Genomic DNA, 14,811 nt, shown 5'->3' on the forward strand with positions numbered 1-14,811 from the left:
TTCAACTCGTCCTTGCCCATCCGCTATCGCGGCGACGCATGCCGCATGGATGCCGCCAAGGAGCTACAGGGACGTACGCAGCTGGTCCTGCAATGGTCGGCAGGCAAGGACCCTGCGCGAACCGGCAGAACCTTCGCTGCGCGATCCGCGTCACTTAGCCGGCGAAATCCAATCGCGCATTCACCCAGGCCGCGACAATGGCAGCGGCAACCTGTTCGGCCTGCCTGGCCGGCATGCGTTTTTCGCTCACCAGCCAGGCGGCCGTCTCTGCGCGCACTTTTGGCAACAGCGCGCGCACGGCGTTGCGCTCGGCTGCCGGCCAGTCGCTGTCGTCGCCGGACCACGCAGCAATCGCCTGATCCGGATCGTTGCCGTAGCGCTTGCGCAACTCCGGTTGCAGATACAGTGCCGGCGACACGGCAGCGCATAGCGCGATGATTTGCCACTCGGCGTAGCTGGCATAGCGGATGGTGCCCGCGTCCTTGCTCAAGGCCTCGATCAGCCCGGCGAACCCGGCATCCAGCTGTTTCCAGCTCGGCCGCGCGAACAGCCCACCGGGCGGCTCGCAGATCGGCGCGAAACTGTCGCGTGTCGAGCCATAGAGCGGACCGAACGCCTCATACGCCGGCTCGCCCACTGCAGCGAAGATGAAGCAATGCACATACGGCCGCTCCGCACGATCTTCGCGCTCGATCCACATGCGCAACAGGGTCAGCACACGCTGCTGCTGTTGCATGGCAGGCGCGCCTTCCACATCGTCGAGCAAGGACGCTGCGAAATCGTCGCTCTTGCGTAGCGCATTGCGTGCGCTTTCAAAACGCGCGCGCGCCAAGGCGGCATCCACGCCTGCAGCAGGCACGAAGTCATGCAGATACGCCAGCCACGCCGAGGCCAGCGGCGCGTCGTAGCCCTGCAACTGGCGTGCAGCGTCCGCTGGCGTTTTGGGGATGCTGGCGATGATGCGGTCCAGCGTTTGCTGCTGGGCGTCGCGCGTCTTGCCCAGCGCATCGACCCTGGCCTTCAAACTGCGTTGCAGGCAGTCATCCATCTTGGCGTCCTGCGCGCAGGCGTTGCGCTGGCGCAACCAGGCGCGTTGCTGATCGCGTACCGCGGTGAGCGAGGTACGCGGCGCGGTGCCCAGCACGCCGCGGTACGCCTCATCCAGTTGATCGTCCAGTTGACCGAGCGTCGGTACCGCGCATAGCCGCTTTTCCACCGGCGTGCCCGCCTGCTTGCAGTCGAACGACGCCGTCCATGCGGCGCCGGCGCTCAGCATTAGCACACCAGCCACGATGCCCTGCACGACCCGCATCCGATACATCACTGCAACGCCTGCTTGCGCGCCGGCAGCAGCGACAGCAACAGCAGCGTCGCCGCTAGCGCCACATAGGCACCGACGAACTGCCAGCTGATCAGCCGCGCCAGGCCTTGCAGCGACCACGGCAGATAGATGCCGCCGCGCGGGTCCACCGAGTGGATCAGGCCGAACAGGGTCAGACCGGCAGCCACGAGCAGGAACACCGCGCCGCGTCGCAAGCGGCCGTCGATCATCGCCGCCACCGTGGCGATCCACAGCATCGCGGTGATGATGAAGCCATTGCCCAAGGCGAAGATCACTGCCAGCTCAGGCAACCCGTGGCCATCGACCTTGGTGGTCAGCGCGACCAGCTGCTCCGGTGCAATCCAGCCCGGCGCCTTGATGGTCAGCAGGTACGCAACCGACGGCAGAAAGCCCAGCACCATCGCACCGGCGTGCTGCTTGGGCGTGGCCTGGAATGCCTGCGTGGTGATGTCGATGGAGACATACACGATGATCGGGGCCAGCACGGCCAGCGGCAACCACTGCACCAGGCCGCTGATCACGCCAAGCATGCCGCCGATCCCGATGAACACACCGGTCAGCAGCGTGTAGCCGCAGCGCGCGCCCATGTGCTTGTACGCGGGCTGGCCGATGTAGGGCGTGGTCTGCGCGACGCCGCCGCAGACGCCGGCCACCAGCGTGGCCAAGGCTTCCACCAGCAGGATGTCGCGGGTGCGGTAATCGTCGCCGGCTGCGCGTGCGCTCTCGCTGACGTTGATGCCGCCCACCACCATCAACAAGCCGAACGGCAACAGCAACGGCAGGTACGCCACCGTGGCCGGCAGGCCGTCGATAAAGCCCAGCGTCGGCAGCGGCAGCACGATCTGCGGCGGATTCCACGCCGGCAAGGCGAAGCCGGGGGCACCCAATCCCGACAGGCCAAGCCCGTAATACAACGCGGTGCCGATCACGAACGCCACCAGCACGCCGGGCAATTTGGTCGGCAGGCGGCCCTTGGCGAGCAGCACATACAGCAGCAGGCCCAAGGTGACGAAGCCGGCCACTGGCGAACGTAGCGTTTCCAGCAATGGCAACAAGCCCATCAGCACCAGCGCGATCCCGGCGATGGACCCGAGCAAGGCCGCCCGCGGCAGCGCGCGCGTCACCGCTTCGCCTGCGAACGACAGCACCAGCTTGAGCAGCCCCATCACCACCAACGCGGCCATGCCCAGTTTCCAGGTGGCGATCGCGGCGGCCTGCGGGTCCAGCCCCTGCGCCTTGAAACCGGCAAACGCCGGGCCGAGCACCAACAGCGCCATGCCGATGCTGGTGGGCGCGTCCAGGCCCAGCGGCATGGCGGTGACGTCGTCGCGCCCGGTGCGTGCGGCCAGCCGCCGCGCCATCAAGGTGTACAGCAGGTTGCCCACCAGCACGCCGAATGCGGTGCCGGGGAACATGCGCTGGAACACGACGTCGGCCGGGAACTGGAAAATACCGACCAAGGCCATCGCAATGAAGCCAAGGATGGACAGGTTGTCGACCACCAGGCCGAAGAAGCCATTGAGATCGCCAGCGACGAACCAGCGCGGCGCAGCCGCAGGACGCGAAGAGGGAGCCGACATGAGAACCAAACAAGCGTGGGGGTCGGCCGATGGTAGCCGCTGCATTGCAAGGGCGACAGCGGCGCGGTGGATCAGAGCGTGTCGCGGCCATGGGGCCATCGGGCTGTCCGTGAGCAGGCAGCCCGGCGCCATCGCCCGCTACTGCATCGCTGCATCCACATCGATCCAGCCCACGCTGTCGCTGCGGCCGGCACTGCGATAACGCACCTGCAGCCGCCTACCATCGGCGCTGACGTCCAGCGCATCGGCCTGATCGCCGCGCACCAGATAGCGCTTGGTGGCGGTGGCCGTCGGCGTGGCGTACAGCGGCAAACGCGCCACCTGTACATGCAGTTGCACCGGCATGGGTTCTTCGAGCGTGGTGCCGATTTCGCTTGCCACCTTGGTGCCGCGCGGGTCGTACATCGGCCACACCGATAAAGGCATGCCATCCTCGCTTCCCGAATCCAGCAAGGTCTGGATCTGCGGCGACTCGATCCGCTGCTGCGTCCGCCAGACGTACAACCGCCCGCCAGCGTCGTAGCGGTAGACATCCGCGTACCACATCGGCCCACTGCGGCAGGAACTGGTCAGGCTGCGTTGCTGTTGATCCGCAACCAGATTGAAGAATCCTTCGCACTGCACCGTCGGCCGCGTCGGTGCAGCGAGCGCATGAAAGCGGCGCTTTGCAGGATCGAACACAAAGACCCACACCGCCTCGTTGACCTGACCCAGCATTGCCGACACCGCAAGATCCGGGCGCCCGTCGAAGTTGTAGTCGTCGCTGCGCAGCTGCGCGCCGCCCTCGCCATCGTCCACATTCGCGTCGAACCACTGTTCGGTATCGCCGGGAGACAGCACCACATGCAGGCGCTGGCCGACCAAGGTGGCGGTCGCATGGGTGTGCGCATCTAGCGTTAAACGAAGACTTGTGTCGTCTGCCGCAGCGCCGAACGCCAGCCCGCCTGCCATCGCAACCAACAGTGCGCGCGCGGTGCGCATGGGCGGCAACTGCAACGCGCCAAGGCGCATGCGCAGCTGGCCGGAACCGGTGCGCAAATACGCGCTCCCCGACGACGCATGCGATACCCGCCCGCGCCGGAGGACGCGCGGCATACGACCACCAACGCCGGCGAGCGTGGTGGCCGGCACCTGTACGGACCTGTCAGTGCGCAAGCCAGGCCGCCGACTCAGAACGAGACCTCGACCGGCTGCCGCGACCACAGCACCGACTGGTGTCCGGTGGCCTGCTTCCAGGCCAGCCGGATCGCCTCGATGTCGCTGCGCCGTTGCGGGGTGTCTTCGTGCAGGATCACCAGCACCTTGGTCCCCAGCCGGTTCGGCTCCTTGGCGCCGCGGAACAACCATTGGCCGTAGGCGTCGAACACGGTCAGACCATCGGGGAAGCGCGGAGTCACTTCCTTGTCCAGAAACGCGCGCCATTGGGTTTCGTCGATGGTGCGGGTCTGCGGGCGGTCGGCCGGGCCGGATTCCTCGCCGACGCCGAAATACAGCTCGCTGCGCACCCAACCCCGTGCCGCCGCCGGCCGCGCTGCATCGCCCTGCAGGCTGGCAGTGGTCGCGGTCGGCGCGGTGCCGGGCGTGGTGGCGCATGCGGTCAGCGCCAACATGGCGGCAAGCAGGCAAGACGGCAGCAACTTCATCGACTTCTCCACAACAGATCGGGGGACAGGATTTGGGGCAGGCTCATGCAAGGCTGATATCAGCTCATGCCGGCGCGCACGGACTGTGCCATCTCGCGCCGGCCTGAACAACGCGATAATATCTTTCCATCCGGATGAATGTGGACAATCCGCCCTCTTTGCGCCCAGCCCGGCCGGATGCCGACCGCGCGGCGCGTTGCAGTTGCAGGAGAGAGAACAGCATGACCCGCCCCACCCTTTCGGTGATTGGCCTGGCCATCGCCGCCGTGCTCAGCGCCAACGCGCAAGCCCAGCAGGCCGATGCCGGCGCCACCACCCTGGACACCGTGATCGTCACCGGCACCCGTGCCAGCGACCGCACCGTACTGGAATCGACCGTGCCGGTGGACGTGCTCACCGCCGAAGACATCCGCAAGGCCGGCGTGGTCAACGGCGAGCTGGGCAGCGCACTGCAGGCGCTGCTGCCCTCGTTCAACTTCCCGCGTCAGTCCAACTCCGGCGGCGCCGACCATATCCGCGCCGCGCAGCTGCGCGGGCTCTCACCCGACCAGGTGCTGGTGCTGGTCAACGGCAAACGCCGCCACACCTCTGCGCTGGTCAACACCGACAGCAAGATCGGCAAGGGCACCACGCCGGTGGATTTCAATTCGATCCCGATCAACGCGATCAAGCGCATCGAAGTGCTGCGCGACGGGGCCGGGGCGCAATACGGCTCGGATGCGATCGCCGGGGTCATCAACGTGATCCTGGACGACAACCCCGAACGCGGCGAACTGGAAGCCAGCTTCGGCGCCTACAACACCGATGTGAAGCCGATCGACCGTCGTGTCACCGACGGCCAGACCAGCTACGCCAGCGCCAAGGTCGGCTCGCTGCTGGGCGACGACGGCGGCTTCTTCAAGGTCGGCCTGGAACTGAAGAACCGCGAGGCAACCAACCGCGCCGGCTTCGATCAGATTCCCTCGTTCGAAGAACAGACCCCGGCCAATCTGGCGCTGCGGGGCCAGCGCAATTACGTGCTCGGCGACGGCGCCACCAAGGGCCTCAATGCCTGGCTCAACACCAAGGTTCCGTTCAGCGCCAGCGGCGAGTTTTACGCCTTCGGCACCTACAACCAGCGCGATACCGAAGGCGCCAATTACTTCCGTTACCCGGACAGCAGCGCCAACTGGCGCGAGATCTACCCCAACGGCTACCGCCCGATTTCCGAAGGCGAGAATCGCGACCTGCAACTCGTGGCCGGTGCGCGCGGGCAATGGGGCAACTGGGATTACGACGCCAGCGTCAACTACGGCCGCAACGACTTCACCTACCGGCTACGCAACTCGCTCAATGCATCGCTGGGGCCCAGCAGCCCCACACGCTTCAAGACCGGCGATTTCGCCTTCGCGCAGACCGTGGGCAACCTCGACCTGACCCGCGTGTTCGACGCCGCCGGCGCCACCCATACCTTCGGCACCGGCGCCGAGTTCCGCCGCGAGCAATACCGCACCCACGCCGGCGACCCCGCCAGCTACGCGGCCGGCCCGTTCACCGATCGTCCCACCGGTTCGCAGGCCGGCGGCGGGCTCACCCCGCAGGACGAAGCCGACCTGTCGCGCAACGTTGCCAGCGCCTACGCCAACGTCTCCAGCCAGTTCGGCGACAAGTTCTCCACCGACCTGGCCGGCCGCTACGAGCATTACCAGGATTTCGGCAGCCAATGGACCGGCAAGTTGGCCGCACGCTACGCGTTCGCACCGGCCTTTGCGCTGCGTGGTGCCATCTCCAACAACGTGCGCGCGCCTTCGCTCAGCCAGATCGGGTATGAAGCCACCTCCACCGGTTACGACGCCGCCGGCCGCCTGACCCAGGGGCGCCTGCTGTCGGTCAACAACCCCATCGCGCGCGGACTGGGCGCCACCGATCTGAAGCCGGAAAAGTCGGTCAACTACAGCCTGGGCTTCACCAGCAAGCTGGGCGATCACTTCGACGTGTCGCTGGACTTTTTCCAGATCGATATCGACGACCGCATTGCGCTGTCCGAAGACATTACCGGCGATGCGCTGACCAGCTTCGTGCAGCAGAACTACGGCGTCACCGGCGTGCAGAGCGCCAGCTATTTCCTCAATGCCGCCGACACCCGCACCCGCGGCGCCGAGCTGGTTGCCAACTGGCGTCAGTACGCCTTTGGCGGCGACCTGCTGCTGACCGGCACCTACAGCTACGCCAAGACCGAGTTGGAAAACATCATCGCCACCCCGGCCCAGCTGCTCGCACTGAACCCGGAGTACGTGCTGTTCGGCGTGGAAGAAAGCAATACGCTTACCGACGCCGCACCGCGCACCCGCGCCTCGCTTGCCGCGAACTGGAGCAACGAGCGCTGGAACCTGCAGACGCGCGTCAACCGCTACGGCAGCGCCACCCGCGTGTTCGATTTCGGCGGCGGCTTCGTACCGCGCCAGACTTACGGCGCCGAGTGGCAACTGGACCTGGAAGCCGAATACCACCTGGGCACGCAATGGACGCTGGCCATCGGCGGGCAGAACATCCTGGACAACTACTCGGACCGGTCCATCGACGACATCGCTTACTTCGGCAACCTGCCTTACGACGTGCTCTCGCCGATCGGCAGCAACGGCGCGTACTGGTATGGACGGGTGCGGTACAGCTTCTGATGCGGGATCGGGATTCGGGATTGGCAAGAGCAGCATTGCTGCGAATCCCTAATCCCTAATCCAGATTGGCCTTGCCTCCACTACGACACCGTCCAGGCAATCGGCAATCGTTGGCATTGGAGACTCGAGATTGGCAGGCGTGGCCCTGCCATGCATATCCGGTGCCCAAGACGGTAGCGGAACTGACTGGCAGGGCCATGGCGCACGCCATCAAAGGCGGTTCGGGATCGGGATTGGCGCGCCCTGCTTTGCACGAATCCCCAATCCCGACTCCCCAATCCCCCCGTTCCATAACCTGAATCTCACACCGCTTTGCGCACACTGCCCGGATGGCAGACGCGCATCCCCCCCTACCGTCGCCGCCATTGCTGGACGATGCCTGTGCATTGTTCCTGGACGTGGACGGCACCCTCATCGACTTTGCCGACCGCCCCGAGGCGGTGCAGCTATTGCCCGAAGTGCGCGAGGCCATCGGCCTGCTGAGCAAGCGCCTCAAGGGCGCCGTTGCGCTGGTCAGCGGTCGGCCACTTGCCCAGCTGGATGCCCTGTTCGCTCCCTTGCTGCTGCCGGCCGCCGGTCTGCACGGGCATGAACTGCGCAGCGATCTGGCGGCACGCGCGGCAATGCCGCAAGACACCTCCGAGTGGCTGCACGGCCTGCATCAACGCGCCGCGGCGCTGACCCACCAACACCCAGGCGTGCTGGTCGAAGACAAGGGCGCCAGCGTGGCGCTGCATTGGCGCGCCCGGCTGCAGGCCGGCCCCGAGGTGCTCGCCTTCGCGCAGCAGGAAATCGCCCAGCTTTCCGGCTATCGCCTGCAGCCCGGCGACCACGTGGTGGAATTCGTTCCCGAGGGCAGCAACAAGGGCCTGGCGGTCGAACAGCTGATGCAGCACGGCACCTTCGCCGGCCGCACGCCGGTGTTCGTCGGCGACGACCTCACCGACGAATTCGGCTTCGATGCCGCCAACCGGCTCGGCGGCTGGAGCGTGCTGGTGGGCGATCGCGCGCAGACCAGCGCGCGCTTCCGCGTCGATGGCACCGCCGACGTCCACGCGTGGCTACAGCGCAATGCACGCAATCGCTGAGCACAGCGCACCTTCTCTCTTTCACTTCAACAGGATCGTTTGCACTCCATGACCGAGCCAAACCTGGATCTGGGCGTCATCGGCAACTGCAGTTTCGGTGCACTGGTCGATCGGCAGGCACGTGTGGTGTGGAGCTGCCTGCCGGCATTCGACGGCGACCCGGCCTTTTGCACGCTGCTCTCGCCCAAGACCGAAGGCGGCGACTTCGCCGTGGAACTGGAAGATTTCGCCAGCAGCGAGCAGCACTACCTGCCCAATACCGCTGTGCTGCGCACGGTGTTGCGCGACAGCAAGGGCGGCGAGGTGGAAGTCATTGATTTTGCGCCGCGCTGGCGCAACAACGGGCGCTTCTATCGGCCTGTCAGCATCATCCGCCAGATCCGGCCACTGAGCGGCAACCCCCGCATCATCGTGCGCGCCCGCCCGTTGGCCGACTGGGGCGGCCGCACGCCGGACACCACCTGGGGCAGCAATCACATCCGTTGGGTGTTGCCGGAATTCACCCTGCGCCTGACCACCGATGTGCCGGTACGCTTCGTACGCGACGGCTTGCCGTTCGTGCTCAGCCATCCGGTGAGCCTGGTGCTGGGCGTGGACGAATCGCTGACCCGCTCGCTCAACGGTTACGTGCAGGAAGCGCAGGAACGCACCGAAGAATACTGGCGCGAATGGGTGCGTTACCTGTCCATTCCGCTGGACTGGCAGGAAGCGGTGATTCGCAGCGCGATCACGCTCAAGTTGTGCCAGTACGAAGACAGCGGCGCGATCATCGCGGCAATGACCACTTCGATCCCGGAAGCGCCCAATACGCCGCGCAACTGGGATTACCGCTATTGCTGGCTACGCGATGCCGCCTTCGTGGTGCGTGCGCTCAACCGGCTTGGCGCAACCCGCACGATGGAGCAGTTCATCGGCTACATCTTCAATATCGCCACCACTGACGGCACCATGCAGCCGCTGTACGGCATCGGCTTCGAATCGCAGCTGGAAGAACACGAAGTGGACACCATGGCCGGTTACCGCGGCATGGGCCCGGTGCGGCGCGGCAACCTGGCATGGATCCAGCAGCAGCACGATGTCTATGGCAGCGTGGTGCTGGCGTCCACCCAGCTGTTCTTCGACCTGCGCCTGAAGGATCAAGGCGATGCCGACACCTTCCGCCGGCTTGAACCGCTGGGCGAGCGCGCCTATGCATTGCACAACGTGCCCGACGCCGGCCTGTGGGAATTTCGCGGCCGCGCCGAAGTGCATACCTACACCGCCGCGATGTGCTGGGCGGCATGCGATCGCCTGTCCAAGATTGCCGACCGGCTGGCGCTGCCCGAGCGCAGCACCTACTGGCGCGAACGTGCCGACAGCATCCGCGAGCGCGTATTGACCGAGGCATGGAGCGACGAACACGGCCATTTCACCGATACCCTCGGCGGCCATCGGCTCGATGCATCGCTGCTGTTGCTGGCCGATATCGGGATCGTGGCCAACGACGACACCCGCTTCGTGCGCACGGTCGAAGCCGTTGGCCGCGTGCTCAAGCACGGCGATGCGCTATACCGCTACATCGCACCGGATGACTTCGGTGAGCCGGAAACCAGCTTCACCATCTGCACCTTCTGGTACATCGACGCACTGGCCGCGATCGGGCGCAAGGACGAGGCACGTGAATTGTTCGAACGCATCCTTTCGCGCCGCAATCACCTTGGCTTGCTGTCGGAAGATCTATCGTTCGAGGACGGCGAAGCCTGGGGCAACTTCCCCCAGACCTATTCGCATGTTGGCTTGATCATCGCAGCGATGCGCTTGTCGCGGAGCTGGCAGGAGGCGTCATGAGTCGTTTGGTGGTGGTATCCAACCGTGTTGCAGTGCCTGGCGAAAACCGCGCCGGCGGCCTGGCGGTTGGCTTGTTGGCAGCGCTCAAGGAGCGCGGCGGCATGTGGTTTGGCTGGAGCGGCAAGACCGTGCGCGGCGACAGCGGTGGCATGCACGAGCAGACCGAAGGCGACATCACCTTCGTCACCATGGACCTCAACAAGCGCGACATCGATTCGTACTACAACGGCTTCGCCAATCGCACGCTGTGGCCCTTGCTGCACTTCCGCCTGGACCTGGTCGATTATGATCGCGCCACCCGCGAAGGCTATATGCGCGTCAATCGGCTATTTGCCGAAAAACTCGCGCCGCTGCTGAAAGACAGCGACACGCTGTGGATCCACGATTACCACATGATTCCGCTCGGCGCGATGCTGCGCGAGCTGGGCGTGGGCTGCAAGATGGGCTTCTTCCTGCACGTACCGATGCCGTCGGCCGATCTGGTGCAGGCCATGCCCGATCACGCGCGCCTGTTCAGTACCTTCTACGCATACGACCTGGTCGGATTCCAGACCCAGCGCGATGCCGAACGTTTCAAAGCCTATGTACGCCTGTTTGGCGGTGGCCGCATTCTGGAAGGCGATCTGGTGGAAGGCCCGGGTGGGCGCCGCTTTAACGCTTCTTCGTTCCCGATCGGGATCGACACCGACCTGATTGCCCACCAGGCCAAGGCGTCTGCCGGCAAGCAGGCGGTACGTGATCTGCGCGAAAGCCTGCGTGGCCGTCAGTTGGCCATCGGTGTAGACCGCCTGGATTATTCCAAGGGCTTACCGGAGCGCTTTCAGGGTTTCGAGCGCTACCTGGAGCGGTATCCGGATCAATCCGGCAGCCTGACCTATCTGCAGATCGCGCCGGTCTCGCGCGGCGATGTCACCGAATACCGCCAATTGCGCAGCCAGCTCGAACAGATCGCCGGCCACATCAATGGCGGACATGCGGAGCCGGACTGGACGCCGCTGCGCTACGTCAATCAGAACTTCAGCCATGCCACGCTGACGGGCTTCTATCGCGCGGCCTCGGTGTGTCTGGTCACGCCATTGCGCGATGGCATGAACCTGGTTGCCAAGGAATTCGTGGCCGCGCAGGATCCGGCAGATCCGGGTGTGCTGGTGTTGTCGCTGTTTGCAGGTGCAGCCGATGAAATGAAGGAAGCACTGCTGGTCAACCCACACGATCTGGATGGCGTGGCCGACGCGATCGCCACAGCGGCAAGCATGCCGCTGGCAAGCCGCATCGAACGCTGGCACGCAATGATGGACCACCTGCGCAAGAACAATATCAACCACTGGCGCCAGCGCTATCTGCAAGCGCTGTCTGAGGTGTAAGGCAAACCTTTTCCCACCAGGGCATTGTTCTCCTCAATGAAGGAGACGGTGCCCGAAATGCGGACGTGGGTGCGGCCGCAATCAGAGTGAAGTCCGGAGCTCCTAGAGATGCGCTGCGTGGCGCAGCTATATTGAGCGGCTGCTGCGTTTGGCCAATGCATGACGCAGCCATATTGAGCAGCTGCGGCGTTTGGCCAAGCTGCCCCGACTCGCAATGGGATGATTAGCTCGCACGTCGACAGTCTGCAGCTGCGATCGACACGGCAGTCACACGCAACGCCACGTGCGCGGCTGCACCCTGCTCTTCGATCGTGGTCGCGCTTAGCAGCAGCGCATGTCGCCGATGGCTGTGCAAGTACCGCATGCACTTCGCAAGGCGTTCAAAATCCGCATGTTTCCGGTGTGCCAAACGTGCAGGTTGGAACGCTGGTTCCTATTCCGTCACGGACAAAGGGCGTTCGGGGGTCTAAAATATTTGCATGATTAGCGCTGAGGACCCTGGGAGGGGCTGCGCGTTCATAGCGTTCGACGTTCGTATCTAGATCCGGGGCCGCGTGTTGGCGCCTGCGATCGCTCTCCCTCCACGACTCGCCACCGCTCGCTGGTGCCTGAGTCCTTCCTGACATCTCAAAATGACTGATCAATCCTCAAAACGTGGGCTAGGCACCTGGTTGCTGGTGGCCTATGCCGTGGTGATCGCCGTGCTCGGCGCGGTGCTCGCCTATCAAGGCGGCCGCCTGGTGGCCGTGGGCGGCTCCTGGTATTACCTGATCGCGGGCATTGCCCTGTTCCTGGCGGGCGTCCTGCTCGCGCTGGGCAAGCGCGCCGGGCTGTGGCTGTTTGGCGCCACGCTGGCCGGCACCATCGCCTGGGCGCTGTGGGAAGTGGGCCTGGATGGCTGGGGCTTGGTACCGCGCCTGGCCATGATGTCGGTGCTCGGCCTGGTGCTGCTGCCGTTCTGGGGTGTGGCGCGTCGTCGCATGCAGCCGCTATCCGGGCTGGGCTATGCGCTGGTGACCGGCGTGCTGCCGATCCTGGGGGCGGCGCTGATCCTGTGGCCGCTGCTGATGCCGCGCAATGTCGAGCTGGCCGATGCCTCCAAGCTGCCGGCCGACAACGCAACGGCCTTCAGCCGCGGCACCGTGCCCAGCCCCGACGGCAACGTCGCGGCCAACCACGACGCCAGCAACTGGACCTCCTATGCCGGCTCCAACCTGTCCAACCACTACACCCCCGGCGCGCAGATCACCCCGGACAACGTGAAGAATCTCAAGGTGGCCTGGGAATTCCACACCGGCGATCTCAAGCCCAAGGATTCCAAGCTGGGCTACGCCTTCCAGAACACCCCGCTCAAGGTCGGCGACCTGCTCTACATCTGCACCCCCACCCAGAAGGTGATCGCGGTGGAAGCAGCCAACGGCAAGGAGCGCTGGCGCTTCGATCCGCAGACCAATCCCAAGGCGATGGCGGGTGTGGCTGCCACCACCTGCCGTGGCGTGTCGTATTACCAGGCACCCGAAGGCACCGCCGAGTGCCCGACCCGGATCTTCTGGCCGATGGTCGATGGCCGCCTGGGCGCGCTGGACGCGCAGACCGGCAAGCTGTGCACCAGCTTCGGTAACAACGGCTATGTCGATCTGAATGCGGGCACCGGCAACACCAAGCCGGGCTTCGTCGGCCCGACCTCGCCGCCGGTGGTGATGCGCGGTGTGGTGATCCAGCCGACCGGCCAGGTCCGCGACGGTCAGGAAGGCGATGCGCCGTCCGGCGTGGTGCGTGGCTTCGATGCGCTGACCGGCCAGCTGCGCTGGGCCTGGGACCTGGGCAACCCGGCGATCACCGCCGAGCCGCCGGCCGGCCAGACCTACACCCGCTCCACCCCGAACGTGTGGTCGCTGATGGCCGCCGACGACGAGCTGGGTCTGGTCTATCTGCCCACCGGCAATGCGTCCGGAGACTTCTTCGGCAAGGGCCGCACCCCGCAGGACGAGGAATACACCGCCTCGCTGGTTGCGGTGGATGCCGCCACCGGCAAGGAGCGCTGGCATTTCCGTACCGTCAATCACGACTTGTGGGATTACGACATCGGCCCGCAGCCGAACCTGGTCGATTGGCCGGTCGCCGGCGGCGGCACGCGTGCTGCGGTGATCCAGGCGACCAAGTCCGGCCAGGTGTTCGTGCTGGACCGCGCCACCGGCGAGCCGATCATGCCGGTCAAGCAGATCCCGGTACCGCAGGGAACCGACCACGGTGACTGGACCGCTGCCACGCAGCCGATCTCGCCGGGCATGCCCAACACCGTGGGCGCGCCGAGCCGCGAGTTCGAAAAAATCATCGAATCCGATGCCTGGGGCATGACCCCGTTCGACCAGTTGGTGTGCCGTATCCAGTTCAAGCAGCTGCGCTACGAAGGCATGTTCACCCCACCCACCCTGCAGGGGTCGCTGGCATTCACCGGCAACCACGGCGGCATCAACTGGGGCGGCGTTTCGGTGGACCTGCAGCGCGGCATCATGGTGATGAACAGCAATCGCCTGCCCTACACCCTGCAGGTGTATACCCGCCAGAAGATGGACGAGCTGGGCGTGGTCTCGGTGTTCGACGGCAAGAGCAAGACGCCCGGCTACATGGCGCAGAAGGGCCTGGCCTACGGCGCACGCAAGGAGCCGTGGATGTCGCCGCTCAACACCCCCTGCGTGGCACCGCCGTGGGGCTACATTGCCGGTGTCGACTTGCGCACGCAGCAGGTGATTTGGCGCCGTCCGTTGGGTACCGGTTATGACCAGGGCCCGATGGGTATCCCGTCCAAGACCAAGTTCGAAATCGGCACGCCCAACAACAGCGGCTCGCTGGCCACCGCTGGCGGAGTGACCTTCATCGGCGCGAGCCTGGACGACTTCATGCGCGGCTTCGACACCCGCACCGGCAAGCAGGTCTGGGAGACCCGCGTGCCCGCCGGCCCGCAGGCAGCGCCGATGAGCTACACCATCAACGGCAAGCAGTACATCGTGGCTGCCGTCGGTGGACACGACCGCATGGAAACCAAGTCGGGCGACAGCGTCATTGCCTGGGCCCTGCCGGACGATGCGCAGGCCGCGCCTGCCAAGTGACGGCCGCGCTCCACGCACCACGCGGCCAGGCAGTGCGCTGATGCGCATCAGCGCATGCAGTCTGCACTGCATCGGCCGCTGCGCCTCACCCGCCTGGCTGCGTGCTGGCGCATAGGCAACCTGCCGTCGGCCCGGGGCCGACGGACGCATCAATCAAACCGGTCGTCGCGAGGCGGCCGGTTTTTTTGTGCGCGCGCATC

Annotated in this window: 9 protein-coding genes; 5 read left to right on the forward strand and 4 right to left on the reverse strand. The window is 65.5% G+C overall.

Annotated elements, in window-relative coordinates; all coding sequences use genetic code 11:
* Positions 1-154: 154 nt before the first annotated feature.
* The 4 genes from ACCQ03_RS16195 to ACCQ03_RS16210 form a co-directional block, all read right to left on the reverse strand.
* Positions 155-1,321, reverse strand: coding sequence for a lysozyme inhibitor LprI family protein (locus tag ACCQ03_RS16195; RefSeq protein ID WP_209225603.1), 1,167 nt, complete (start codon positions 1,319-1,321; stop codon positions 155-157).
* Positions 1,321-2,922 carry a SulP family inorganic anion transporter gene (locus ACCQ03_RS16200; RefSeq protein ID WP_057677788.1) on the reverse strand — a complete coding sequence of 534 codons (1,602 nt, stop codon included), beginning with the start codon at positions 2,920-2,922 and terminating at the stop codon, positions 1,321-1,323. The genes ACCQ03_RS16195 and ACCQ03_RS16200 overlap by 1 nt, the downstream gene beginning before the upstream one ends.
* Positions 2,923-3,060: 138 nt before the next feature.
* Entirely contained in the window at positions 3,061-4,125 is a 1,065-nt protein-coding gene (locus tag ACCQ03_RS16205; protein ID WP_057677787.1) for an XAC2610-related protein, read from the reverse strand.
* A complete protein-coding gene (locus ACCQ03_RS16210) occupies positions 4,092-4,565 on the reverse strand; it encodes a DUF3574 domain-containing protein (RefSeq protein WP_017156981.1) in 474 nt (157 codons plus the stop codon). Before ACCQ03_RS16210 ends, ACCQ03_RS16205 begins: the two co-directional genes overlap by 34 nt.
* A gap of 221 nt (positions 4,566-4,786) precedes the next feature.
* Here ACCQ03_RS16210 and ACCQ03_RS16215 point away from each other — a divergent pair, with 221 nt between their 5' ends.
* The 5 genes from ACCQ03_RS16215 (at position 4,787) to ACCQ03_RS16235 (ending at position 14,611) form a co-directional block, all read left to right on the forward strand.
* Positions 4,787-7,222, forward strand: coding sequence for a TonB-dependent receptor plug domain-containing protein (locus ACCQ03_RS16215; protein ID WP_057677786.1), 2,436 nt, complete (start codon positions 4,787-4,789; stop codon positions 7,220-7,222).
* A 329-nt stretch (positions 7,223-7,551) separates the two neighbouring features.
* Complete coding sequence (gene otsB, locus ACCQ03_RS16220) at positions 7,552-8,310, forward strand: trehalose-phosphatase (RefSeq protein WP_209225605.1); 759 nt, start codon at positions 7,552-7,554, stop codon at positions 8,308-8,310.
* A gap of 48 nt (positions 8,311-8,358) precedes the next feature.
* Complete coding sequence (locus ACCQ03_RS16225; RefSeq protein WP_057677784.1) at positions 8,359-10,137, forward strand: glycoside hydrolase family 15 protein; 1,779 nt, start codon at positions 8,359-8,361, stop codon at positions 10,135-10,137.
* A complete protein-coding gene (gene otsA / locus ACCQ03_RS16230; protein ID WP_209225607.1) occupies positions 10,134-11,501 on the forward strand; it encodes an alpha,alpha-trehalose-phosphate synthase (UDP-forming) in 1,368 nt (455 codons plus the stop codon). The genes ACCQ03_RS16225 and otsA overlap by 4 nt, the downstream gene beginning before the upstream one ends.
* Positions 11,502-12,172: 671 nt before the next feature.
* Positions 12,173-14,611, forward strand: coding sequence for a glucose/quinate/shikimate family membrane-bound PQQ-dependent dehydrogenase (locus ACCQ03_RS16235; RefSeq protein WP_209225638.1), 2,439 nt, complete (start codon positions 12,173-12,175; stop codon positions 14,609-14,611).
* Positions 14,612-14,811: the final 200 nt, after the last annotated feature.

The sequence above is a fragment of the Xanthomonas sp. NCPPB 3569 genome (assembly GCF_041475645.2).
Classification (GTDB): domain Bacteria; phylum Pseudomonadota; class Gammaproteobacteria; order Xanthomonadales; family Xanthomonadaceae; genus Xanthomonas; species Xanthomonas phaseoli.

What these genes read in the sequence shown, in the direction of transcription:
- ACCQ03_RS16195 (WP_209225603.1), bottom strand. Translation starts at nt 1,321, where the DNA reads ATGTATCGGATGCGGGTCGTGCAGGGCATCGTGGCTGGTGTGCTAATG.
- ACCQ03_RS16200 (WP_057677788.1), bottom strand. Translation starts at nt 2,922, where the DNA reads ATGTCGGCTCCCTCTTCGCGTCCTGCGGCTGCGCCGCGCTGGTTCGTC.
- ACCQ03_RS16210 (WP_017156981.1), bottom strand. Translation starts at nt 4,565, where the DNA reads ATGAAGTTGCTGCCGTCTTGCCTGCTTGCCGCCATGTTGGCGCTGACC.
- ACCQ03_RS16215 (WP_057677786.1), top strand. Translation starts at nt 4,787, where the DNA reads ATGACCCGCCCCACCCTTTCGGTGATTGGCCTGGCCATCGCCGCCGTG.
- otsB (WP_209225605.1), top strand. Translation starts at nt 7,552, where the DNA reads ATGGCAGACGCGCATCCCCCCCTACCGTCGCCGCCATTGCTGGACGAT.
- ACCQ03_RS16225 (WP_057677784.1), top strand. Translation starts at nt 8,359, where the DNA reads ATGACCGAGCCAAACCTGGATCTGGGCGTCATCGGCAACTGCAGTTTC.
- otsA (WP_209225607.1), top strand. Translation starts at nt 10,134, where the DNA reads ATGAGTCGTTTGGTGGTGGTATCCAACCGTGTTGCAGTGCCTGGCGAA.